Source organism: Vibrio sp. 10N.247.311.51 (genome assembly GCF_041467855.1).
Classification (GTDB): domain Bacteria; phylum Pseudomonadota; class Gammaproteobacteria; order Enterobacterales; family Vibrionaceae; genus Vibrio; species Vibrio coralliirubri.
Genome location: NZ_JBFSVK010000047.1, coordinates 1 through 23,935 on the forward strand (window position 1 = coordinate 1; position 23,935 = coordinate 23,935).

At 40.5% G+C, this 23,935-nt stretch carries 15 protein-coding genes and 1 pseudogene; 2 read left to right on the forward strand and 14 right to left on the reverse strand.

All coding sequences use genetic code 11. From position 1 onward, the window contains the following. Positions 1–546: 546 nt before the first annotated feature. The 8 genes and pseudogenes from AB6E85_RS24900 to AB6E85_RS24935 form a co-directional block, all read right to left on the reverse strand. Positions 547–2,538, reverse strand: a complete 1,992-nt coding sequence (locus AB6E85_RS24900; RefSeq protein ID WP_372144655.1) for a methyl-accepting chemotaxis protein — start codon at positions 2,536–2,538, stop codon at positions 547–549. A 443-nt stretch (positions 2,539–2,981) separates the two neighbouring features. Further along, positions 2,982–3,413 (reverse strand): annotated as a pseudogene (locus AB6E85_RS24905) (restriction endonuclease); the annotation flags it as partial. 206 nt (positions 3,414–3,619) lie between these two features. Continuing rightward, entirely contained in the window at positions 3,620–4,201 is a 582-nt protein-coding gene (locus AB6E85_RS24910) for a DUF2913 family protein (RefSeq protein ID WP_372144656.1), read from the reverse strand. Between the two features lie 554 nt (positions 4,202–4,755). Continuing rightward, on the reverse strand, positions 4,756–6,300 hold the full coding sequence (locus tag AB6E85_RS24915; RefSeq protein WP_372144658.1) for a PAS domain-containing methyl-accepting chemotaxis protein: 1,545 nt from the start codon (positions 6,298–6,300) through the stop codon (positions 4,756–4,758). 892 nt (positions 6,301–7,192) lie between these two features. Continuing rightward, the gene (locus tag AB6E85_RS24920) at positions 7,193–10,225 is read right to left on the reverse strand and encodes a DNA polymerase (protein WP_372144660.1); all 3,033 of its coding nucleotides are present in this window, start codon (positions 10,223–10,225) and stop codon (positions 7,193–7,195) included. A gap of 55 nt (positions 10,226–10,280) precedes the next feature. Continuing rightward, a complete protein-coding gene (locus tag AB6E85_RS24925) occupies positions 10,281–10,745 on the reverse strand; it encodes a hypothetical protein (protein ID WP_372144662.1) in 465 nt (154 codons plus the stop codon). Between the two features lie 570 nt (positions 10,746–11,315). Continuing rightward, the gene (locus AB6E85_RS24930; protein ID WP_016791001.1) at positions 11,316–11,510 is read right to left on the reverse strand and encodes a hypothetical protein; all 195 of its coding nucleotides are present in this window, start codon (positions 11,508–11,510) and stop codon (positions 11,316–11,318) included. A 297-nt stretch (positions 11,511–11,807) separates the two neighbouring features. Then, the gene (locus AB6E85_RS24935; protein ID WP_372144664.1) at positions 11,808–12,074 is read right to left on the reverse strand and encodes a hypothetical protein; all 267 of its coding nucleotides are present in this window, start codon (positions 12,072–12,074) and stop codon (positions 11,808–11,810) included. A gap of 266 nt (positions 12,075–12,340) precedes the next feature. Between AB6E85_RS24935 and AB6E85_RS24940 the strand changes: the two genes are divergently transcribed. Next, positions 12,341–13,222 (forward strand): helix-turn-helix transcriptional regulator, encoded by an 882-nt coding sequence (locus AB6E85_RS24940; RefSeq protein WP_372144679.1) that lies wholly within the window; start codon positions 12,341–12,343, stop codon positions 13,220–13,222. A gap of 881 nt (positions 13,223–14,103) precedes the next feature. On the opposite strand, the gene AB6E85_RS24945 is transcribed toward AB6E85_RS24940, so the two are convergent. The 4 genes from AB6E85_RS24945 to AB6E85_RS24960 all read right to left on the reverse strand — a co-directional run bounded on the left by AB6E85_RS24945 (position 14,104) and on the right by AB6E85_RS24960 (position 17,032). Beyond that, a complete protein-coding gene (locus AB6E85_RS24945) occupies positions 14,104–14,532 on the reverse strand; it encodes a DUF2787 family protein (RefSeq protein WP_372144666.1) in 429 nt (142 codons plus the stop codon). A gap of 266 nt (positions 14,533–14,798) precedes the next feature. Then, positions 14,799–15,278 carry a hypothetical protein gene (locus tag AB6E85_RS24950; RefSeq protein ID WP_372144668.1) on the reverse strand — a complete coding sequence of 160 codons (480 nt, stop codon included), beginning with the start codon at positions 15,276–15,278 and terminating at the stop codon, positions 14,799–14,801. A 50-nt stretch (positions 15,279–15,328) separates the two neighbouring features. Continuing rightward, complete coding sequence (locus tag AB6E85_RS24955; RefSeq protein WP_372144670.1) at positions 15,329–15,634, reverse strand: hypothetical protein; 306 nt, start codon at positions 15,632–15,634, stop codon at positions 15,329–15,331. 171 nt (positions 15,635–15,805) lie between these two features. Next, a complete protein-coding gene (locus AB6E85_RS24960) occupies positions 15,806–17,032 on the reverse strand; it encodes a tyrosine-type recombinase/integrase (RefSeq protein ID WP_372144672.1) in 1,227 nt (408 codons plus the stop codon). 507 nt (positions 17,033–17,539) lie between these two features. Between AB6E85_RS24960 and AB6E85_RS24965 the strand changes: the two genes are divergently transcribed. Beyond that, a complete protein-coding gene (locus tag AB6E85_RS24965) occupies positions 17,540–19,444 on the forward strand; it encodes a methyl-accepting chemotaxis protein (RefSeq protein ID WP_372144674.1) in 1,905 nt (634 codons plus the stop codon). Between the two features lie 843 nt (positions 19,445–20,287). Here the strand turns inward: AB6E85_RS24965 and AB6E85_RS24970 are convergent. Then, positions 20,288–21,490, reverse strand: coding sequence for a multidrug effflux MFS transporter (locus AB6E85_RS24970; protein ID WP_372144676.1), 1,203 nt, complete (start codon positions 21,488–21,490; stop codon positions 20,288–20,290). A gap of 9 nt (positions 21,491–21,499) precedes the next feature. After that, the gene (locus AB6E85_RS24975) at positions 21,500–23,020 is read right to left on the reverse strand and encodes a Gfo/Idh/MocA family oxidoreductase (protein WP_372144677.1); all 1,521 of its coding nucleotides are present in this window, start codon (positions 23,018–23,020) and stop codon (positions 21,500–21,502) included. Positions 23,021–23,935 lie beyond the last annotated feature (915 nt).

Here is a 23,935-nt window from a genome sequence, read left to right on the forward strand (position 1 = left end):
GCGCCGATTTGGTGCCTTGTTCTACGACGCTCTGATCGTAATCGCTATTGAAATGCTGGAGGTGCTACCGCAGAGCTGGCGACAAAATCAATAAACTATAATATATAGACCTCGAACAACACCCCAGCCACTTCAACACACTACCTCTTCAAAATCCGTTGCCTTCGGGCGTGACTGTTCAGTACAGGGACACATCAACCATATCACCTTGCTACAGTCTGACTCATTGCAAACTCCAATCTCGACTTCAAAGCTAGCTGCTTTTCTTCTCTTGTTTGAATTCCTAAGAATTTTCTTATCAGTGTCATGGTATCTCTTTGCCGCTTCTATGTGTTTTAGTAAGACGAAGCAATTAGCGAGCCACAATGATAAGTAAGACCAATAAATTGGGCGAATTTGATACAGCTTTGTGATTCATGATCATCATCAGTAGCCAAGAAAGGAAGGTTTTTGGACAAATTAGCTTTCGCTGCATGATTCGCTCAAACACTTCTAACTATGTAATTACATACAATACGAGCGCATTTTCATTCTGATTCACTCTAGCTATACTTTGAACTGTGCTACTAATTCACTTTGTCTGGACGATAGCTCTGTCTGCTCCTGAGCCGCTTTTGAGATTTGTTCACCCATATCAGAACTGATTTCCGCGAGGTCGTTAATTGTTCGAATATTCATTGTGATTTCATTAGTCGCAGCGACTTGTTCTTCGGCTGCTGTTGCTACTTGGTTACACATATCCGTAATAGAAACAATAGCGTCATCAATCTCTTCTAATTTATCCCGAACGGATAGAGTTTGCTCTTGTGAAATTTTCATATACTCAAAGCATGACTCTATTGACTGTGATACGGCATCGGCTTCAGATTGAAAACGAACCACCATATCCTCTATTTTCTGCGTAGACTCTTGTGTTTTTTGAGCCAGCGCACGAACTTCATCGGCAACAACTGAAAAACCGCGCCCTTGCTCTCCAGCACGGGCAGCTTCTATAGCTGCATTTAACGCAAGCAAGTTAGTCTGCTCTGCTACTCCCTTTATGACATCAACTATCTCGTTTATTTCTTTACTTGATTCACTAAGCTGAATTACTTGAGTATTCGCAGATGACATCCGCTTATTTAACGTGTTCATGCTGTTTGTATTACTCTCTATTTCCTGCATGCCCTCGGAGGAAAGAGTAGATGCACGGTTCGCTGATTCTGCCGTTGTTGCTGTGTTACTCGCAATCTCGTTCACCGTGGCTGTCATTTCTTCCGTAGCACTTGCAACTTGCGCTGTTTCTAAGCTCTGTTTCTCCAGACTCTTTGCGTTTTCAATGACGGATGTACTGGTTTGCTCTGCTGCGGTGGCTAATTGGGTGCTACTGGCTTCAATATCTCTAACCATATCGCTTATGATATCTAACATATGATTAAAGCTTTTCGCGCTGGTTCCCAGTTCATCGGTAGATTGCACTGGAGAGCGAAGTGATAGGTCTTTGTTTTTAGATACGAAGTTGATAGTTTCTGAAAGCTTCAGCGTCTGACCAACTAGAAGCTTGGACACATATATAGACATAACAGCTGTAACTACAACGAGTATGACTGTCAGGGTTAAAGAATACAGAATGGCTTTCTCTGCTTCATTACCAATCGAAGTAACCGATTCATTAATATCAGCTGAGAGGAAATCTTCCAGCTCTTTCATCTGATCTATCCTGTCAGTTGCGACTTTAAACCACTCTTCACCAGATACACCAAAATTACCATCAATGTATTTGTCATAAATCGTTGACCGAATCTGAGCTACTCTTGCCGCTGACGGGCTGACATTGATACTTTTCAGTCGTTGAAGCTGCTCATCTGTGGCAAATTGTGCAAATGTTCTCAAATAGGTTTGCTGAAAAGAGTCCAGTGACACTACCTTCTGGAATACCCCTGTCTGAAAAGAACCGTGGGACAAGGCAATATTAAGCATTGCTCTCTCTTGCCCCGCGCTTTCTTTAGCGTGCATGAAGGTATAGTAGTTGCGTATTTTAGTCGTTAAGTCTCCATAATTAGAGAGATTTGCGATATCACCACTAAGACCCAGTAATGATGCATTCAATTCAGTATAGAAACTAGCTGCTTTCGGCGTAGAAATAGTTAAACCATCAACTTTTGAACGCAGCTGTTCTATTTGATTTAATTTGCGAAGAACCTGCTGAATATCTCTTTGAACCTTGGGGTGTGTTTCTTTTAGTGCGTCACTTTGAGATAACAGCAGCTTGAGTTCTTCTCTTATGACTACATCGGTTTCTTTTCGCTGTGAAAGCAAAGCACTACGAAAGCTTTTTCCCTTAGAGCCTACAAAACCAGACGTAGCACCACGCTCTTTCTGAAGCTCATGTACAATCGAGCTACCCTTTATAGACAGTGTTACTAGTGGAAGAATGTCGTCAGCAGCCACTTTGTTATCATAGGCGCTTTTTAAACTTACCAGAGCAAAAAACAAAGCACCAAGGATGGGAGGAGTAACTAGCAATAACAGCTTCTGCCTAAAGGTCAGTTTAGTCATCAAGTTCATAAGTCACCAGTAATTTCATAATGTTAATGTAAAAATTTCCACGCTACTTACTGAGAACAGGCTAATCTATACCTCTTAATGGTAATTTTGTTAATAATGCGATTTCTAAGACTATCGATTTCATAAAAGGCTTGAAAGCTACATGCACAAGTTAAACGATATGTCTGTTAAGTAGAGCCTTGTATGATTGAATTATTATGCAGGTACAAGGTCACTTATTAGGTGTAGCCCTGTGAACGAAATTGGGAGCAAACTGAGCACTGCAATTCTGCGGCCTGATATAACCAAATGCAGGGCAATTTTCAGGTGAGCCTAAATAGTGACTTGTTGCGCAAAATCATAAAAGGGCATTTTCGAGTTAGAAAGCACTTCGGGTAAAGTGTGATCTCCAAGCGATTCTGTCTTTCTCCCTACGACTGCACTTTGCACATATATTAACAATCACAGATGTAGCGACACTTCGGATAAGTAGAGTAGCCATAGAAACTCTTACCTGAATGAACTCCCCTTTTAGCAACACGCATCACAAGCTTAGATTGGCAACTAGGACAAACTCTATCTTCAACTGCCGACACTCTTTCAGGTTCAGGTATTACGGGTTTATTCAGAAAGCTGCGTCCATCTTCGACCATGTGGACCAGCTCACTGCCATTAACCAACCACAAGCACTTATCAACAGCGAAGGCAATCGCTTCTGAAGTGAAATCACCTGATGTAACAATAATCATCTTACTGGCATTGTTTGCGATCATGACACCGTACATTTCTCTTAGAACTTGTACGCCTACTTTACGCGCCTTCCAGTGCTTACATTGTACAAGACTTAACTCCCCTTCTTTCGTCAGCCAAATATCAACACCACCATCGGGCAAACCAATATTCATAAGTTGAGACTTCAACTTATTGGCTTTAGTTTTATCTCTGGCTAAACAAAGGTATTTATTCATTTGTTATTAAATCTTTAACATTAATATAATCAACATTTACTCTGACTGTATAAAAATTAGAGCACTGTTGTTTAAATATAGGTTTAAACAACAATACTTTGGAATACGTTTCATATTTGATATAACTACGAGCACTCAGGGGGACTTAGCATGAACGTCGAAATTTCGTTTTCATTATCGAGCACTCTCTTAGCTACATGAGTACCAATTTGATTAACAGCATCAACAATAGCATCCACACTGTCTTTAGAAGCGTACGCATGAATCGAGGCTATTTGTTGATTTGACTTATTGAAACAACGCGCAATTTCCTCTTCGCAGATGTACATTGTCTTTTCATTATAATCCTCACCTGCTTCATGAAGTTCAGACGGGTAGCCTAGTTCTTTCAATTGACGCAAAAGTTGGTTAAGTTGGTACATATCATTAAGTCGAGCTCGATGTTTCTTTGAAAGCTCGTGCAAACGTATTAATCCACCTTCAAGCTTCCCATTTTTACCTCTCGCACTCAGAATCATGGATTTCAACTCATTTTTTATTTTTTTATACTTTGCAAGTTTAACTTTAGGCTTCAGCCAAGTAATCAGTAATTGGTTTCTAGCCTTTGTGGGAACATGTCTTTTCGAATTCGCTACTTTGATCCACAAATAAAGTAAAGCATTATCGACGGTAACCGATAGCAACCGTTCATAATCATTATCTATCATAATAAATACGGGAAATCACATCAGAACTGACATTGATGAACATTGAGAAACCTGCCCAAAAACATCAAATTTTATAGTTAAGAATAAAAGCTTAATATTGACTAAAACTCGCATTTATTCATTGTTAATAATCAAAAAACTTCTATTTCTTAACATTTAAATCGATTAACCATAGTTATTAACTGCCTGTTCATATTAAAAAACTGTTCCGTATCCTTTAGAGCGCTAAAACCTCGCTCATCTTCTTCAAGTTTCTACAAATTCATCTGCACCAATCTCTTTTCAAAAAACCATCTAAAGCTACTTCTATTTCTTTAGCGCTGGCCGGAAAACTTGAACCACTGCACCCAAGTGCAACATGAGTTAGCTATTAACAATTATATCGTCTTTGTCGTCTTTTTAGGGTTTCTTGAGATGCAATTTGTGTCTAGTGCGCACAAAATCAGAAAGACGACTACAGTGGTTCTTTTACTCCATATGCCATCTATATTCATAGAAAATAAAGAACTTTCTTCGGCGATATTAACACTACTCTATAGCAGCAGTCTCCAACACTATTTTCGACTAAACTGTCGAACTAGACGCTGAAGACTCTCCAAATCTTGAACTAATAATTTTGTACGGGTAACCGAATCACTTGAAAGCGTTCTGGTCAATCGAGTAGCATCTCGCATGCGATGAGTATGCTCTGTTACCCCTTTAGTTACCTGAACTTGTTCTGAAATAGATTGAGCGATTGTACCGCTTTGTTCTCCGATATGAGAGAGGTCAGCAACAATGGCTTCAAAAGCTTGTTTGCTTAACAGAGATAGTTCAACACTTTTCTCTGAAGAGAGAATACCGCTCTTCATCAGATTACCAGTATTCGTCGCTGTTTCCTGAAGTATGTTGATTCTGGAACGTATCTCCTCAACAGAAGCATTGGTTTTTGCTGACAAAGCTCTTACCTCGTCAGCAACCACGGCAAAACCACGACCTTGTTCACCGGCTCTGGCTGCTTCTATCGCTGCATTGAGCGCTAACAAATTTGTCTGCTCTGCAATATCCTGAATCATACTCAATATTGCTTCAATGCTTTCCACATCTGAATGGAGCTTTTCCAACGCGGTTGATGAATGGGAAAGCTGCTCACCTAGGTTACGAACCGCTTCAACAGCGGTATCGACGGTTACCGTACCCGATTGAGCCTCTTTTTCTGCGCTCAAAGCATATTCGGTACGTTGCCTGGCTTGCTTTGACACTTCATCTATCGAAGCAAGCATTTCCTCTGCAGAAACGGCAATCGCATCGGTGGCAGAGTCTTGCTCCCTGAGCTCTTCGTCAATACGTTTGCTGTTCTCAAATTCAGCTTCCACATTGAGTAGAATGTTGTCAGATGTCTCGCTTGCCCTTGCTGTCGCAGCTCTTAGCTCTGCATCTTTCATTATCATAGCTAATTCAATACCTGACAGATCATCACAATGACCAGTATAAGGATATTCCATCAACTGGTTTGAGTACTGCCGCTTTGCGCTCGAATGAAGAAACGTTAGGCGAGTTTTAAATCGAAGTATCATACCAACTTGTGCAATACACAATCCAAGCAGTAATGCTGTAACGAAGGTACTATTCAGAACTTGCATGCCTTGCAACAATATAAGTAACGCAATGACTGGAGATAGGAGCAGAGTAAGATTAATCCAGCTAATTCGATGAGGTTTGACTGGTCCTTGTTTAAGCTTCGCATACAATGACTCAGCTCGATTAATTTGCTCGTCACTAGGTTGAGTACGCACTGATTGGTATTCATAAACTTTATCGTTTTTCCCCGGAATGGGCGTAACAAAAGCCGACACCCAATAATGTCCCGAATCTTTACATTTGTTTTTCACCAACCCCATCCAACTATTTCCTGATTGTATATATTCCCAAAACTGGCCAAAGGCCGCCTTGGGCATATCAGGGTGTCTTATTACATTGTGTGGTTTTCCCAGAAGGTCGTCTTCAGAGAAACCAGAAACCTGACTAAAGTCTTCATTACAATGTGTAATGTAACTGTCAGGATTGGTAGTAGAGATAAGGTTATCTGACTCGGAAAACCTAACACGTTCGTCTGACATGGCGCCTCTGTATAATTGGTGTTATGTAAAATTTTTATTGTGCAAGATTAAAGCCTTTCATCTAAAAGTTGAAGCAATATCTAAAATAATTAATAACGGTTAGTTATACTTTATTTCAAGTTATCTTTTTTTTTTGCAAGGTTGAACAAAACCAAGAAAATGAACGGATAGTCTCTCTGAACACAAACTCCAACTTTAATTACCTCTATTAAAGTATCAAAAAGCCTGACTCCACTACAGAATCAGGCTATCGATACCGCAAATACAGTCAGACCAAATCGTTCACCACTAACTACTAGGGTAAATCATATTTAAATCGGACCTCCTAGCGGAGTTATTTATTAGTTTAGTTACGTTCGACGAAAAACAGCATCGTTTTAAGAGTTCTGATGTGGGATAAGGGTCCTTGGTTTCGGTGAAATTGAAATTTCTCTTACACCAAATGGTCAGCATTAAAATCACCAGACTAGACAATCAACTCCCAAGACCACCAGCGCATTACTACAGCAAAGCTTCAAAAATCCACGCTTACTGGAAATTCCCTACCAAAGCATTGTAGATACAAGGATATCGGTATCACACGAAACCAAGCAATACGGAAGGTTGAGGGGGCGCTTACAACTACACTAAGCAATCAAGTTGCATGATGACCAACTAAGTAGAAACGTTCAGTCCTGTTGCTTTCTTCTCATTTTCATACATATCGCCAGCGATCAAGAGGCAACACGACACCGACCAAGATTTAATACTTATCCCACATAAATACATGATTAAGGCAGACTATACATTCACCAGACACCGAACCTAAGAGTACAACACCAATCACCACAGAGAAGCGGCTAGAAAGACACGTAGGGTGAATACTTTCAATTTATTTACCCTACAAACCCATTTATAAAGCCAGTTTACTACGTTCAGCTTCCATCAACTTCAACACTTCTGAGTACTCACCTTCCAAAAAGAACTTCTCAACTTGCATATCTGGGAACTGACCTTTTACCCACATCAACATAGGAACAAGCTTAGGTGCAGCAGGCAACATATTTTCATGCAACTTCCGACCTTTAGAGTTCTCGACATCTTTCTTCGTAATTGAATAACCAGCATCAGTGAACATCTCAGCAATAGCAGCATAAGTGATTCTCTTTCCATCAGAACCAATACGACTTAACCCCCAAGCATCATTAGTTAAAGCAGTCAGGAAATGACGCTTAAAGATACCCTCAGAACTATTGTTATCGTAATTCTGGCCTTTAACCGTCATAACAGCTTTAATCTTGTAAAAGTCAGTCCAATCATGCCAGTCGTCCATTGTTTTAAGGCAACGAGCATCAATCCGCTTATACTCTTTCGGCTTAGCTTGCTCAGCTTCACCAGTCTCATCTTTTGGTTTCTTAGGCGCTTTTCCTTTACGCCATGCATCAAACGTAGAGCGAGCAAGCTGACCTTCATCACTGTTAAGCCAAGGAACAGTATCGAAAGCAAGATGTTCCATTATTTTGCCATCTTTCGGGTTTAGCACTTCCATCATTCGTGGGTTCACTGGTTTGCGTTTAAAATCGAACTCTAGGTTCAGGAACTTGTCCCTCGTGATTTCCACCATATCCAACTCATGCAGATACATGTCTCGCTCAGATACTAAGGAATTGTTAGATATGCGCTGAGAAGGTTCACGATTAAGGAACAGGTCCACCATCCATTGATTTTCATCCTTGCAATCTCTCGGTGGTTTAACTCCAGCTTTAGCTGTAACAGGCTTTTTACGAAGTTCTACTAAATCAGGTCTACTACCATCATTAGGAAGCATTTCAGCGGTTAACTGTCCTCTCGTCTTCATAGCAATGACCTGCTTAACCTGATGCTTCAAAGCCAGCATGTCCTCATCACCAAACTTACGACATAAATCCCGAAAGCGTGAGGTAACGGAAGGATAGGTTTCTCCATCCAGATGGTATTCATTAATAATCATCTGGCTTCCATCTTCTAAATCAGTAAGCATTCCATCTGTAGTAGCGCTGTATACAGTCGCATCACCTACGTTAGCCAATAACTCAGACAAAACACCCCTTATGAAACCAGTCACATGAGAAGCAAAATAAGAGTTAGTCACAGGTGAGCTGGTAGACGGTCTGCTCAACCCTGTTTTGGTATCAAATTTGTTCCGTTGAAATCCAACCTGCTGGCCAATTTTTCCATATAATGTGTTTCCAACGTCCTTACTGATAGCCTCCTTAAAGGTACCTTTGTGCGCTTTCCGAAGCTTACGGATAACCTTGGTAAACGGCTCAAAGATAGGTTCAGCGCCTTCTACCCAAGGAATAATATCCCCATACAGAATTTCAATCTCACATCCCATATTAAAAGCGACCGCAATTTCAGGCGCAGTACAGTATGTCTCACCTTCCATCGGGTAATACAAACCATAAGTCTCGGTTCTCACCGGAAGTGATGGAAACCTCGTTCCCTCTTTAAATCTGAAACGTACGTAAGCAAACCCCATCACATGACCAAGGTAATCTTTAATATTGGTTGATGAAAACGCCCTACGATAATCAACAGGTAATATGTCAACTAACCCCGTGGTATATGCTCCAACTAAATCCCAGTCACTTATCACGCCTTTGGGAGATGGACCAAAAACGTAATCTTCATTACGACCACCAAAAAAACAACGTCGAGCAGTCGCTTCATTTCGGTCTCGTTCTCCAGACAGTACTAATAGAGATTTAGGAACAGAACGTTTTGACTTGTCATCCCATTTGTATGTGATGACCTCTTCCATACCAAATACTTTATTCAGTGCTAGATTTGGCTTTATCTCGGCTTTTTCCCTCTTTTCGTACAGGTCAGCATAAACATTCTTAAACAGTGCAACGGATAAGTTTCCTAGCGTATTCGGTAGATACTTCAATCTATTACGCGCTTTTCTCTTCCCATTAATATTAGACTCAGGTGCAATGACCTCATTTAACTCATTTAATGCAAACTCTTCTGCGAAACGACCATATTTCACGGCAATTTCTGCATCGGTTATGGCGTAAAGCTCATAGGTTCCTTGGTCATCCCGAAGCAACTCACTCATTCGCTCAATGGAGTAGCCTTTTGGTATTTCCACTTTAGGAATACCAATAGCCTCACCGATAACATCAAGTGATGTCCTCCCAGGAGACAAAAACAATGTATCTTTCAGGTGAATAGAGGTCTTTTCTGGCCTCTTATTATTTCCGGTAAACGTTACTTCTTTCGGTTTATATTGAGATGCGCCAATTGACCTCAAATCCAGTCCGTAGTCCCCTCTAGCATTACTCACCGTAGCCATAGCAGCATCGTGTTTTTTGCTGCCTTTTATATTCCAGTAAGCAGCAAATGACGCTAGATCAGCTCGCATAAAGTGGCAATACACAAAGGTGTTAGCGGGGTACTCATCTATCCATCCATGCCGTTTGGCTCTATTAAGGATCTGGAAGAGGTAATTATTAAACTCGAATCGGTCTTCCTTGGCGGTGCTCTTGGGGTAATCAACGCCTTTATACTCATTACCATCAGGGGTCAGTAAGCAGTACTGATAAGAAAGAATCTTGTTGCACTCATTTTCCCCATCGTATTCCCATTCAGAATCGATTCCGATGTGAACATTGCCACCCTTCGCCTTAAGAAACTTAAATCGACTCTTTCGATCAGTTAGATATTGATCTAGTTCTTGCGACACTTCACCACCAGAGCGAACAGAATCAGATCGTTTCCGTTTCTCTAAATATGCTTTGAGTTCATCAGCACTGTTTTTCTGATTCTCAGGTTCAAAACGGTTATTCCATGTCTCAATCAAGTTATTCAGCTGTGCGGTTTCAGTCGCTCTTTTAGTCGCCTGAACACCTAAAATAGGAGAAAAGGAGGTTGTATCTGTGGTATCTAAATTCGTAGTCATAGGTTTTTTCTGTTATCCATAAATTAAAAAGGAGACCTGCCCAATACCATGTGGATTACCCCAATAACTTCTTCCATTCAGGTTGATAACCTTTCGACCTTCCGGTCTTCTCCTCTAATGACCTCAATAACTCAGCTTTAATGATCTCACGTTTACCCACGTCACTTTCCGCCACAAAATCAACAATCTGATCTTTCCTATTCCTTAAGATGAAACCTTCATATGCATTGGTAATCAGCTCTATCGCCATAATTTGCTCTTTTCGAAGGAGATTTCCATTTGGAAGCTCGATAAAGCGGTTACCTTTGACAACCTCACTTTGACTTAATGCATTAACTAACTTTCTAAAGACATCACCAGCTTCCTCAATAGAGTCATACTGTTGAAAATCGATATTCTGAGAATCACTACCAGTCAGTACAATCGTTTCCTCACACAGCAAAGCACCATGTATCGTTTGAATAGATCGCTCATCACCACTTGGAGTTGTAATAAAACCTTTCTTTACCTTCGTTGCCATTTTTTCTTATAGTCCTTATTTAGAGAGAAAAGCATCTTACTACTTTAAAAGAAGCCCACCAGAGTGACATTTGAGAATAAAGTCATCAACTTGCGACATTTTATATCTACTACCGCAATTCAAAACCACCTCACACCTTATGTACCAGTGGCTAGAGAGAAACCCTAGAAGTTATATATGGGTAAGGAGATTTGGGCTAAATATTTGTGTTCGTATTTACCCTCCTGAATTTTTTGCTGTGATAGGGCATCAATATTTACTTACCACAACCGTTTCCAATGTATTAGAGGGTAGAATCAACAAGCAGAAATTAACCTGTGGTATAGGAATAAGGAACCTTAATGCCAAGACATCGGTATCAAGAAAAATCCCCCCTCGATGATTGCACAGGGATATCACGCTCCTAATCTCTTACCCATATACATCATTTAGGATCATCCGTATATACAATAAAATTCAAACACTTAGTTAACATAAAATTGCGACCACGAGTTAAAAAATCGCATTTAAAGTAACAGTGTGTATCGAAAAAAAAGAGAAGAAGCAGAGTTACCCCCACTCCTTCAATCATTAGAGAACGTCTAGCTCATCCAGAACACCACCGATTAAGGCTCCACTGACAAATCCGATTGCACCACCGAGGACAACACCTTGAGGCCCAAACCTCGCTCCAAGTGCCGTCCCGTACTGTGCTCCTTTCAATCCAGTTGAAACGCTTGGCTTAAACCATCGTTGTTGAGGCATGACTCGATCATATGCTTTCATCACGATTCTCCTTTCCTATAGATATGAAAAAGGGGCGTACTCAATTAAGAATACGCCCCATAGATTTTTACCAATACAGTTTTAGTGAGAGTGACCGCACACCTGACAGCTACCATCATCATAAGCACGTTCACCACATGCAGGACAGGTTGTAACTAATGTTGTTATTGATTTAATCGCCATGTAAAGGCTCCTTCTTGTTGGTTGATTTGGGTGTTGCGGAGCTCATTGATACCTCAGCCTAGAGAGTTCCAATTTCGAAGCTGAGATATCGTGAGCCAAGCTCCGCAACAAAATTTATTGTGCTTTACCTTTCTGGGTATCTGGGCCGCATTTCGCCGTATCAGTGACATGACCATTCATGGTTCCACAGACATCCGCTTTCCATTGCACGATGACACCGTAAGACGCTGTATTCTGAATACCTGCTTTGCCATTCCATTGAGACTCTAGTAGTTCTTTCATTTTAGATATATCGCCCGGATTACCGCCGAACGTGCCACCTGCAAATACTGAAGATGCGAAAAGCGAAGTTAGACCGAGCAGGATGATTGATGTTTTCATTTTTGTTTTCCTTAAATACGTAGTGACGCCACTTATAAAGACGGCGTTAACGTGATTGATGATTAGTTTAAAGAGGGTGAACGACAGGGTGTGTCGCTCAGATGTAGAAATATTGAAATGATTAATGAATGCCTTGTAAGGCATACCTAGAGGTAGCTAATGAAAGCTATAGCAATATCAGTAACCTTATGAAAATTAGCTAGAAATAATCAGGTTCTTTCCGACCACGACACCACCTGACGAGTGACCTATCTACAATGCGTAGAATGAAAGAGCATGACAAACTAGCGAAACGACTTGGTATCATCCTGACCCGTTTAAATACAGGTGAGAAGTTGCATCTAGAAGATTTAAGCCGTGAATTTGGAGTAACAAGAAGGACGTTAAATCGTGACTTCAATGAACGGTTAAATTACCTACCTATACAACGTGACGGAGCTTGTTACTCGTTAGACCCTAAGTTCTTAGGCAGACAGACCAATAACGAGCTATCTCTCCTGCTGTTGAACATGGGATTCGATACTTTGTTTTCGGGTAAGCACTATCTAAGTAATGGTGTATTGAACAACAAAACCACACCGCCCTTTCTCTTCAAGAACCCACAAGTCGAGGACATCAGTGAATGTGCTCCGGTGTTCGAGAAACTTATCGAATCGATACAGCGACGAAACGTGATTAGCTTTAGCCATGAAGGGAAAACCTACGATGAGTTCCACAGCTACAAGCTGTTGAATGAACGCGGATTGTGGTTCATTGTCGGGACACACAGAAACCGCCTAGAGTCACTCAGAGTGGCTAAGATTTGTGAGTTAGTGCGTTACGAGGCTAAATACTCTCCTGACTCTAGCGTTGATCAGAAGCTGACTGGTTGTGGATATGAAGATGAACGACTCAATCCCGTTGAAGTTCTTATACAGATGAATGCTAAAGGTGTGGAAGCCTTCTTAAATGAAGGTAATGCCGATAAGTTCAGAGTGTTGAAAGAACTAGATTCGGGGGATGTGTTCATTAGTCACCAAACCAAGAACATTCCAGAGTTAATACGCCAACTTAAAACGTGGCTACCTCATGCAGAGGTGCTCTCACCTGATTGGATACGTTACTTGTTGAAGCAAGAGCTCCAAGCGTATCTGGACTCAACCAAGTAGAAGACACTGAGCGAATTGAAGTACGTCGTTGGGTTTGTTGATGGTTCGTTGAGATGAAATGCAACCACCAATACATAATGTTGTTTCTGTTCTCTGTTGTAGTCGCTCCATGTCATAAAGAAACCACTATGCAGCGCTTTTTAAGCTTTCTATGTTAGGTATGGATACTGGGGTGTTTTACCAAGCTTCGAAGCGATACCAGTTAAGGGAAGACTCAAAACGATGCTGTTTTTCGGTGAACGGTGACTAACTAATAAATAACTGCGCTTTGAGCAGGTTGAATATATAGGGGTATTACTATGAGAACTGATGCTAGAACTCTGCTTAAAACTACTGAATCCAGTCCATATCTGTTTATCGTCGATATCACCAATGTCGCTGTGGTGGTTATCTTGAGTCAGATTACTTGGTTATTTTAGTGAGAATGTTTTAATCGATTGGACTTGTCATTGAGCTTATAAATGACAAGTTCCTATTCCAATCAATGCTTATCTCTGTCATTTAGCGAAATACCCATTTTGACCTTGTTTCTAATGCCAAAAGTGAAAGTATCCAAGTTTTCACTCCAAGCTGTAAACATCGAATTAAGGTGCGCTCTTGGCGCTGTAATTAGAACAGATGGCTATGGAAAATCTCCGAGGAAGTCGTTCTCAATACCTCTATACATCACGCGCCATAGCTACACCTAAACACTCACTCCCATTGCTTTCAGATAGCAATGGGAGTCTTTAATAACAAAACACCTGCTACCCCAATGAAAAAGGCTTCCCATCACACCATGAGTTACATGGAGCAATAGGAAGCCTTGGTTTCACTAGGAAGTGAGAGGCGGATTTTATGGTGCATACATGGTGCTTTCAACTTGATTCGTTAGTGATGGACTAATCCACCGTGACTTTTATCTCATCAAAGCAGTCCATTCCGATGTAGCCTAGAAAGTTGGTTTCCCACATCGAATAAAACTCAGCGACACTGGATTCAGTAATGGGAACTTCACCCATGTATCGAATGAAAACCACACCATGACCAAAATCAAAGTCGATTTCTTTCTCAAGTTCAGGCATCAATCCACAGTAACTAAAGTCAGTGATGTAGTCGAAAACCCATTGGCCACCAAGCCTACTAATAGAAACCTCAATAGGGTGGTATCCACCGTTCTCAGAGCTATAGCTCGAATCTCGGAAGCTAATCACGACCGATTGGATCATGGGTGTCCATTTGCCTGATTCGCTGACCACTCGGCTTAAAGTATCTTGAAGATCGACACTGACAGGTAAAGTCAGCTTATTCTTTGAAAAGCATAGTTTCATAATAAATTCTCTTTTAGTTTGTTAGGGATACACTCTTGTGTAGTTCGAGGTATGAAAACTGGGAAATGGCTTGGTTCGAGGTGAGTATTCTGATCTCGTCATTAACTCTTCCAGTGATAACTCAAGAAATTTGAAATCCGTCGAGTAGTGATATTAGTGATGACCGTATTACTCATCGTCCGTTGACGGTAATCACCTGATGAAGTAAACAGGTTACAACTCATCGACCTAGCAAATTTCTTCTGTCGTCTTACTGTCTGGTAGGACTATTTTTTCTTAGATGTGGTTTGAGATTTGGCGAGTGCCAGTAATGCACTTTTCTTATCTTCGAAGTCTGTTGAAAGTACATGTAAGTAGCGTGATGAATCCGTTTTTGATGCTAAACCTAAGTCCCTAATTATCACGGAACAGAACGAATGGTTGTTTGCTGAACCTCCATTAAACAACTGCTTATACAGCTGACTTTTCCATGGTTTATCTTTCTGAGATTCTATAAGTTCAAGCATGGTATTTACGGATAGCCACTCTTTTGAATGAAGTCCTGAGCCACCTTGCTGCCCTACAATCCTGAAGTAGAGTTGCTTTTCTTCATTATGCAACGCCACTTCGTACAAGACCTTACCAGTCCCTGCTAGTTTCGGCGCTGCACCTGTTAATACGATTTGTTCGAAATGATTAATCTCTTGGTGCTGCTCATCTTGAGTGCCAGCATTAGGGAGGTCGGGGTCTACTTTGCGTTGGTTCATAGATATTCTCCTGTCGGTGATAATGTGAAATATTGCTGCGTGAGTGACGGCTAGCTATCAACTTGGGTCAATAGCGCCTGAATTGGATGGAGCTGAGTGCTGGTGTATCCGGCTAGGTAACAACCTGAGCCATGGTCGTTAAGGACACCTAGAGCAATGACCATAGAGCCGATAAGCAGCACGTACTCTAGGTGATTAGTGACGAAATCAATCAGGTACTTGGTCTGTTCATCCATATCATCGAGGTCTTGATTGGTATCACTCTCATCGAACAAAATCAGAGTGATGCCTATTTCGTCCCACCTTTTCTCCAACTCATTTAAATCTCCATCCGTTACTTCAGTTAAATGTGTCATGAGATTAGCCTTATCAGAGCTAGGCAAATTCAAGCTCATTAATTCCGTAAAAGTTTTTATTACTTGCATGTGTTTTCTCTTATTCCAGATACGAAAAAGCCCCTACTAGCGAGAGCCAATAGGGGCGTATATGTAATTCTTATATATGTTTGATTTTAAGGATAAAACTATCTAACTAATGCGGTGTGCCAGTCTTGGTGCCTGTTCTTTCAATACCGAGGACAAAGTGTCCGAGCTGTTGAGCAGCTTTTCCTTAGAATACTTAACATACCTCTGAGTACTACTTAAATCCTTATGATTCATTAAACGCTGTACAGTCAGCACATCGACATTATTCTCGATTAAATTTGTCGCAAAGCTATGACGGGCAACATGAAAACAAACCTCTTTCGGATTCTTAATCCCTGCCCTCTCCTTAATTCGAGTAAAAGCATTTCTAGGCTGTGAGATATGACTTCTCTCCTTACGCCCAAAGAACACATATGGATTGCCTTTTGGTCTCATGTTCAATAGCTCCCGGAACAGTTCTATCATGAAGGGGGTTAATGGCACCGTCATACTTGTGCCATTCTTGGTATCAGGAACGTACATGGTTTTATCAATCAAGCTGATATCTTTCCATTTTCGAGTTCGAAGTTCAGAGTCCCTACATCCAGTAAGAAACAGAAGCGCTATGAAGTTTCCAGTAACACGACAATAGTAATCTCGTGATGTACGTATCACTGCGGCTGTTTCTTTCATAGTTAAGTAACGAGTCCTCATGTTATCTGGATTGATAAGCGAGACCTTATCGCCAATGTAGGGTATGTCTAAAAGGCGGTATGCTTCCTTTAGGATGGTTTTCATCAAGGTAATAGTACGATCGACTGTTGCTGGAGCGTACTTCTTACCGGGGCGGTACTCAGTTGCTAGTAGCTTTGCTTGAACTTGATGAAGATGGACTCCTGTTATCTTATCGATAGGCTTCGTATGTAGGTGCTTCCAGTGCTCAAACCTAGCAATATCATCACGCCACGTTTTCTTACCTTTGCTTTTCTTAGAAACAATAAAGGTATCGTGAAAGAAGTCGTACAAGGTCGGAACTTGGGTTTCGACTTGCTTATCCCTTTCAAGTTTAGGGTCGATACCATCCGCGATTTGCACCTTTAACTTACGTACTTTGTTGCGTGCAGTAGGCAAATCCATATCGGGCCATGGGCCAATAGAAATGCTGGATTTGCGCTTTAAAATTGGCGAAATAAACCGCAGCAAGAAGCGCTTTTTTCCAGATTTGCCTATAAGCAATTTTAAGCCCTGAACTTCAGTATCAGAGACTTCATTATTGGTGGATTTAGAATGTCTATCGTGGGGTGGAATGTTGTTAAGTTTGGTCGATGTAAATTTGAATAGCTTACTCATATAAATACCTCAGTGGTTAACCGAAATATTCATATATGCTTTCAAGTTGTGCGGGTGCGGGAGACTTACTACCATTCATCAGCTTGGGCCTTTGTAAAATAGTTTTTTAGTTGCTATCAAGTGATACTGTGAGTGCTTATTCCACTCCACAAATACCAACCTTAGTTTCCAGCTCTCTGAGGAACAATTGAGCTAATGTCTGGAATCATTGCTATGAGGCTGTGTAGGTCTGCCATACCGTTCCATCAAGGTTAATAACCTTCAAGAAGCAAGTATAAAGAGCCTTTTACAATTGAGTGGCATTGCATTGGTAACATGAACCAATTTGAAATTAAGTTAATACACAGTAAAAAAACAAAGCGCAAACCCATCCACGCATTAATAATCCCCACTAGCTTAGACTTTTTGCATACATGCAGCTAATCAATACCAGTTGTCTCATAATTTTTAATATGATAAAGGTTACATTACAAATGTACCTGTAGACTCTAAGTTTAGGAATCAAGTATGAAGCGACTCGGGTTTAAACAAATTCTATTAGTGGCGATCTCTGTGGTCATTACGCTGAGTGTAGGCTCAGCAAATTATTTTTCATATCAGGGCAAGAAAAAAGCGCTGACAGAAAGCATCTATCAGAGTACACAAGACCGTATTCGTATTGAGGCTGGCAAGGTTGAAAACTACCTGAATGTAAAAGCACAAGCTGTAGCAAAAATTGCTGATGATTATAGTCAATACCGTTATCAGGGCGGTCATGCAGAAAGGATGCGCATTGGCTCATTAGGTGCCGATGTCGTTAACTTAATGATAGGTTTTGAAAATGGCACTGCTTATGCTTCATTCGACTATCCAGGGTGGCAGGATAATAAAAGCCCATCAAACTACGATCCACGAACGAAACCTTGGTATCAGGAAGGCAAGCGTTCCAATAGTCTGATCTATACAAATCCGTACAATGATGCAACAACAGGCGCACTGATGGTGAGTATCGGCAAAAACGCAGGCGAAGGTGTTGTACTTGCTGATATTCTTCTTGATAGCTTGAGTAATACTGTATCTGACATCGATATGCTAGGAGCAATTGCCATGATGATGACCGACGACATGACGGTTTTGGCAAGTTCGTCGAATGTAGTTGAAGTAGGAACCAAACTAACTGACTATACCTCATTGACTAATATCGCCAATAAAGCTCGTGGGACAGCTCACACGATTGTTGATTACGATATGAATGGTGTTGACAAAGTCATGTTTACGCAAACTATTAAATATGGAGACAAACAATGGTACCTGCTTGTTGGCCTAGATAAGAGCATCGTTTTTGCAGCTCTTGCTGAGGCACAAAACCAGTTTATTATTCTAACTGTAATTTGCTTGTTGGTTAGTGTTCTAGTCACCCTGTTTATTCTTAATGTCGTATATAGACCTATTCTAGCTCTTAAGGAAACGATTACTGGTTTATCCGATGGTAATGGTGATTTAACCCAGCGCTTGGAAGTCAAGAGCTTGGATGACATAGGGCAAATTGCTTTAGGAGTAAATCAATTCATAGAACATATCCAAAGCTTGATGCTAAAAATTGAATCAGCATCAACTGAGCTCAGAGATAATGTACAGCTCTTAGAGCATAGGTCTGATAAAAATAATCAGATGTTGACACAACATGTACAGGAGACTGAGCAAATCGTTACGGCCATCGACGAAATGAACTCAACAGCAGAAACTGTCGCACAGAACGCTGGAGAAACCGCTCAATCAACTAAGGTCGCTTCTGACATCGGTGTGTTTTCACTTGATGCTGTAAATGACGCACAGGTTAAGGTTAATGAGTTAGTTTCTGAGGTTGAAAATACATCCTCTAGCCTAGAAAGTATGAGTGAGGAAACGAAAGGTATTAACACAGTCTTGACGGTTATTGGTGAAATAGCCGAACAGACAAACCTTCTTGCTTTAAATGCTGCTATCGAGGCGGCAAGAGCTGGTGAACAGGGTCGAGGCTTTGCCGTCGTTGCTGACGAAGTAAGAGCTCTAGCAAGCCGAACACAGGATAGTACTGAAGAGATAGAACAGGCGTTAACGAGGTTGTTATCTGTAAATGAGAATGTTGTTCAGTCAATGGACAAGACCAAATTAACTTGCAGTCAAGCTTTTAACAATACCGAAAAAGTAGGTGCAAACCTCAATGATTTGACAGAACACGTTACAGGCATTAACGGCCTCAGTGTACAGATTGCTACAGCGGCAGAAGAACAGAGTAGCGTGACGCAAGAAATAAGCAGAAACATGAATGCGCTAAATAATATCGTTAATGAGCTTAATCGCAATGGAGAGCAAGCTTTAGTTCAAACGAGTGACATATCTCGAGTTAACGAGCAGCTGATCGCAATTGTTGATACGTTTAAATTGCGTTAAATCACGTAACTTCTTAAGATGGTTTTAAGTTTGTGATTCTGCTTTTGAAATCCCTCCTCCTTAGCTGATAGCTCTACAAAACTAAACCATAACAGAGCACTTGGTCGTTTTATGTTGCTTAATTGGGTGAAGTAATCTAAAAAACTCCACCCTAAGAAAAAAACGTCTAAATGCGAGCAATTATCAAAGTTACAGATTTCAAGAAATTGAATTCTGTCTATATTTAGCTTGTTCGAAACAAAAAACTTAAAAACTGTATGGGGGCTATTTATGGATAAAAATTTACTAATCCACTTGAAAGCCCCCGCGTACTTACAACTAAGTAGTATTCGCGTTTTCTTAGCTTTACTTTTCTTAGAAAGAATAAAGGTATCGTAAAAAGAGTCGTACAAGATCGGAACTTGGGTTTCGACTTGCTTATCTCTTTCAAGTTATGCAGGTGCGGGAGACTTTAGTTTGAGGTTATGACTCGTTTTGCTCCTTTTCTACTTAGTACGATTGCTCAACTGCGAATTACGTTGCTGAGTTTGTGATAATTGAAGGTATGGTAGTTGTCAGAACAACATTGCAAGAAAACTCCCAGAACCATACAAAACGATATTTCCAACTAGTAATTTTCGCCTGCATTATTATGCAAATTCGTAAGCAGACATATATCACGTCTAAAAAAAACCATTTTAGACACTTCGAACGGAGTTTATCCTTCAGATAATCTTTGTTACCTTGAACACGATGGCCACTGCTTACTAACAGTAGTCATATCGCTCAGTCCCTATACTAAATTTTTGACATAATCCCAGAAAAGAATGGCCAAAATTGTGTTTGGCCATTTAAATAGAATGACTAATTGCTCGGTTGGATACTGCTTGTATTAGAGCGATTCATGGGCTTTCGTAATAATGTGGAGCCAAAAATCATCAAACCGCAGAATACATAAAATATGGTAATTGTTTTCCATTCGCTATCCCAGAAGTTCATCACTAACCAGGAAAATAGAGACGCTACGATTAACGGAACTGCTCCATTTAGCGATGAAGCTCTACCAGATTGTCGAGGAAACTCGCTTAAAGCTAATGTTGTTCCCGCAGACATCAATAACGCAAACCCAAAACTGCCTAAACAACTAGGTACTATGAAATGCCAAACGCTGGCATCCATCGAAAAGTGATAGGTACTAAAGCCGAAGCCAGATAGCAATATAGTAATAGAACCAGTTTTGATGATTGATTCTTCTCTATATCTGCCAATAAGTTTTACTACCAATAAACTCCCAACAGTGATTGAGAAAGCATTAATAGCGAAAAGCAATCCAAAATACTCTGTGTCGATACCAAACTGCTCAATGATTACTATTGGTGAACTTGAAAAGAATACCAATTGCGTAGAGAAACCCAATGAACAGGCCATACAGCCAATAATAAAACTCCGAGTAGTTAGTATATTTGCATACAAGTTCTTGTCGGTATAAGAAGTATTCTGGTTAACATCGGCTTTTGAAGGAAGAGGTTTGAGTCTATTAACTAATATGCAAAATATCATGTAAACAGCTAAAAACGAAAAGCATGCTTCCCAATGATACGCCGCCGTAAGAAAGCTTCCTAAAATTGGAGCCAAAACTGGCACAACACTGAGCACACTACTAAAGAGGCTAAACACTTTACCGTTTATTTCTTTTTTAAATATCATTGACACACTAGAGAAAACTGATACAGCGACTGCACCGGCACCCATGCCGTGAACAAAGCGCAGAATTACCAATAGACTTATAGACTCGCTAAAAACAATACCAACAGAAGCGGATGTACAAAGCGTAGCTCCTATGTTGAATGCTTTTTGACAACCATGTCTATCGATGTACGGTCCGAATATTAGTTGTCCGATACTCAAGGCAAACACATAGACACTTATGAGTAATTGTGTTGATTGCTGGCTTACATCAAATGCTTCGTTTATTGCAGGTAAGGCCGGGATAAATATATCCAGCCCTAATGACGAAACGGCTACGATGGGGAACAGCCAAATAGAATATGATAGATTTTTAATCATTGGCAAGCCTTACACAACCAGAGCATTAACTGTCGATGTATTATCCCCTGTCATTTTCAGAGGCATCTTGATTAATGGAGATTTCTCTGTCAGCTGATTACACATAGATTGATACACAGCAGAAACTAAGACGGCACCGTGTTCATGTTGGCTAAAGTCTGACTTCATTTCATCTCTAGTTATTTCCCCACGTAAAGCATCCACAAATTCAAAGAAGCACTTGCTCTTTGGTTTACCAAGCAACCCAATAGACTCACCCTCTAACTTTTCAATGTCATCGAGTCTGATAACTTCTGTCGCCTTACCGACGATCAATTTGTTGTTTCTGAAAATGAAAATAGCGATGTGTCTTTTTGTTCCTACTACCTCTGAATTGTTATCTGCTTTTTCATTAGGGTCATCTGATTTGTATGAGTGCAAGTGGATAGTTTGGAAAGGTCCTTGTTGAATAATATGTGATTCGTGAGAAACCCGGCCATTACCTTTGTACAACTCTATGCCTTCGATAGAAGGCCAGCTCCTGCGAGAAAAGCCATTATGAGTTAGGTTTAAGAGTGCGGTTGTGACTACACTGTTGCCTTTTTTGAATGCGATACTACTCTGACAATCTACTTCTCCTAAATTCTGCATTAGATCATGAAGTTCTGCTTCACTGTGCGTATTGTTTTTAGTGAACTCTTCTGCTCCGAACAGCTTTTCATAATCATCCAGATTAAACTGAGATAATACGTCTAACGGCCTAACTGCATGCGAGAACACTTCAATATGCTCATAAGATTTTGACTCACTGAGACCTGAAGAAAGAATATAAGGAACGATATCAAAGAAGTGATATCCGGTATGAGAACACTTACCATATCCTTGATTGTATCCATGATAGATTTCCTCTACACACTCAGTAGGTGTTCTCCATTGACCGTCAGAGTGAAAAGTTTGGATATTTGTTACAGGGCAGTTCGTTTTTTCAAAGCAGTTTCTTATTTCATTGCGGATGAGATCGATCGTCGTTTGGTATCTTCTCTGAGCAAGCAATGAGAAAATTAATGTTGGATTTTTTTCCTTGGCCTTCTCGTATTCATCGTTTAAGAAGTAGTAATCTTCTGCAATCTTTTCTGCGCTGCTGAGTTCCGAAGATACATTCATGTTCGCGGAAATAGGTTTATCCATTAGAACTGAAAGCCCCGCTCTTAACGCCCAAGTTGCGTAGGCTCTGTGTACTAATGGTTCGGTGGCAATGATAATTGCACTGATAGCGTGTTTTTCTACGATTGAGTCTAGCAGTTCAATAGTGGAGTCATTTAGCTGATCTTCTATCGGCTCATCGTTGTTTAGATAGTACATTTCGGGCTGTACTACTTTTCTATCAAGGTACTTCTCAATTCGTCCTTGTTTAGATTGCAGATCTACTGCAGCTTTCAAAATCAATGTTGAATCGCTGGCAACCAGCTCAAATATGGGGTGAAAGATGCGTTTGGAGTGTGGACCAAAACCAATCAATAGGAAGTTTGTTGCTTTGTTTTTTTCGTTCATTATTACTTAGCCAATATGTTGTATATTTCGAATTAAGTGACCAACTAAGGCCGTCCCGCAAACGAGCACCACAATGTGTTAACGTTTACAAATTTACACCTTGAAATTGCCGTTTTTTGGAATTTTTTCATATAAAATCAACAATGTAAATGTGTAATCGTTTACAATATTTATTGATATTTTTGTGTTTTAAATGTTTAGTCTGGATTTCTAATGAGGTTTGGGAGGCAGAATGCATTTGGTGCTTTGCGTGTTCATTAATAAATTTTGCACAAAGTAAATCTGACACCACAGTGTCGAGGGTGAACGTTTATGTCCAGTTCCGTGCAAATCGGTCACTGCAGACAAAGGTGGTCTTTGACGTTTTGGCACCTTAGAAGTTATCTGAAAGCGGGATTATGGTGGATCAACTCTAAAAAGGTTATGTACAGAAACGTGCTAGACCACCTGAAGGCATCACCATCCGGTATATTTTAAGGTAAGTAGCTCTCTCCGACTAACATGGGAACTCCTCGGCTGTCTTTTCTCGGCATACGACAGTAGCGCGACAGTACCTTTTCGGTTTTGCTGTCTTGAGCATCTAACCATCAAGCTTTGAAGATATTCTAAATTGGAGACACAGTAACGCTTTTCGGTTTACCGCTTTGACCGCAGTGACCAGTAAAGCTTAGGTTCTGGTTTTGCTGTTCTATGTTGAAGTTGGACAGAAAGTTGTCAGTAAAAGAAAGATAGAAGGATCTAGGAAGGGATAGTTTGTAGTGTGATGAGATGTTAATTTTCACATATACTGAATGTAGAAAAGCCTCGATAAAAATCGAGGCTTTTCATTGAAATTCTTTATAAATTAGCAACTTAGGAATTTTTGAATCCGTCGTGTATACCAATTTCACCATACCGGCATTATCTTGGGGCATT

Coding starts and splice junctions, on each gene's coding strand:
- AB6E85_RS24965 (WP_372144674.1), top strand. CDS start 17,540: ATGAAGCGACTCGGGTTTAAACAAATTCTATTAGTGGCGATCTCTGTG.
- AB6E85_RS24910 (WP_372144656.1), bottom strand. CDS start 4,201: ATGATAGATAATGATTATGAACGGTTGCTATCGGTTACCGTCGATAAT.
- AB6E85_RS24920 (WP_372144660.1), bottom strand. CDS start 10,225: ATGACTACGAATTTAGATACCACAGATACAACCTCCTTTTCTCCTATT.
- AB6E85_RS24960 (WP_372144672.1), bottom strand. CDS start 17,032: ATGAGTAAGCTATTCAAATTTACATCGACCAAACTTAACAACATTCCA.
- AB6E85_RS24900 (WP_372144655.1), bottom strand. CDS start 2,538: ATGACTAAACTGACCTTTAGGCAGAAGCTGTTATTGCTAGTTACTCCT.
- AB6E85_RS24915 (WP_372144658.1), bottom strand. CDS start 6,300: ATGTCAGACGAACGTGTTAGGTTTTCCGAGTCAGATAACCTTATCTCT.
- AB6E85_RS24950 (WP_372144668.1), bottom strand. CDS start 15,278: ATGAACCAACGCAAAGTAGACCCCGACCTCCCTAATGCTGGCACTCAA.
- AB6E85_RS24975 (WP_372144677.1), bottom strand. CDS start 23,020: ATGAACGAAAAAAACAAAGCAACAAACTTCCTATTGATTGGTTTTGGT.
- AB6E85_RS24940 (WP_372144679.1), top strand. CDS start 12,341: ATGAAAGAGCATGACAAACTAGCGAAACGACTTGGTATCATCCTGACC.
- AB6E85_RS24925 (WP_372144662.1), bottom strand. CDS start 10,745: ATGGCAACGAAGGTAAAGAAAGGTTTTATTACAACTCCAAGTGGTGAT.
- AB6E85_RS24970 (WP_372144676.1), bottom strand. CDS start 21,490: ATGATTAAAAATCTATCATATTCTATTTGGCTGTTCCCCATCGTAGCC.
- AB6E85_RS24935 (WP_372144664.1), bottom strand. CDS start 12,074: ATGAAAACATCAATCATCCTGCTCGGTCTAACTTCGCTTTTCGCATCT.
- AB6E85_RS24955 (WP_372144670.1), bottom strand. CDS start 15,634: ATGACACATTTAACTGAAGTAACGGATGGAGATTTAAATGAGTTGGAG.
- AB6E85_RS24930 (WP_016791001.1), bottom strand. CDS start 11,510: ATGAAAGCATATGATCGAGTCATGCCTCAACAACGATGGTTTAAGCCA.
- AB6E85_RS24945 (WP_372144666.1), bottom strand. CDS start 14,532: ATGAAACTATGCTTTTCAAAGAATAAGCTGACTTTACCTGTCAGTGTC.